This is a genomic window from Enterobacter cloacae complex sp. GF14B, assembly GCF_004136805.1.
In the GTDB taxonomy this organism is placed as follows: domain Bacteria; phylum Pseudomonadota; class Gammaproteobacteria; order Enterobacterales; family Enterobacteriaceae; genus Enterobacter; species Enterobacter hormaechei_C.
The window spans coordinates 1-848 of sequence record NZ_QFRV01000402.1; the positions used below are offsets into that span (position 1 = coordinate 1).

1 protein-coding gene is annotated in these 848 nt (G+C 43.2%); it reads left to right on the forward strand.

Going from position 1 to position 848, the window contains the following annotated elements; genetic code table 11:
• The coding region (locus tag DD606_RS26315; RefSeq protein ID WP_219824259.1) for a hypothetical protein at positions 1–231 on the forward strand (231 nt) is incomplete at its 5' end.
• Between the last annotated feature and the right edge of the window lie 617 nt (positions 232–848).

Here is an 848-nt window from a genome sequence, read left to right on the forward strand (position 1 = left end):
TTCATTGCAAATAAAACCTACCAACTAACCATGGAAAGATTTATTGTAAGTGAGTGGATTCTTGGGGAAGATCATAGCAATTCTCTCGTTGTGGTCACTATCGGTATACTTGTAATGCGCACCTCTCTCAGTTTTGCCACCACAATATATGTTGAACGGTTTGTAAGGCCCCCATATGAGGAGAAGCCAATGGTGTACATATATTTGGTGGATTCCAACTTTGCACGCTGATGAGATCTCTATTTGTGATTGTGGATGGTCGGGGCAAATTCAGGGCCAACTTTCGCCGAAATATCTTGACCGGACGACAGTCGGAAGACAATCGAAAAATGACTATCCGGTGGCCGGTTGTCCATGGTCTTTGGCTAATGGTTGGCGACCGGTAGTCTTTGTCCAGTGGCCGAGTTCTAGGAGGACTTTTCTACCCAAAAGCGGCTACACATGGCGCATGGGAGCGTCCTACTTGGACTTGGGTATCTAAGGGCAGCATTTGGGCGTTTAGAGGCTCTCTTACATCTATATAAGGAGGCCTTCTCATGAGTAATTTGATAGAATGGTGTGCATACTTGATGCACACAGCACATCCTTGTTGAAGGATTGTTAGTCCCTTGTATTCTTACTTGCTCTAGTTGTCTGAACCACCATCTAAGCTCTACCTGTAGAGCGCATGGGTGGATGACATCATCACTTTGTAATAGCGTGTTAATCTAAAGTTTTTGATTTTTCACTGATCTACTTTGCATGGTATCTGTCTCTACTCTCCTTGCTACTAGATCCTTATTGTATTCCGCATTTCTTACATCCATTTGAAGTAAGTGACCGAAATTTCTTAACATAAAGTGTTTCTA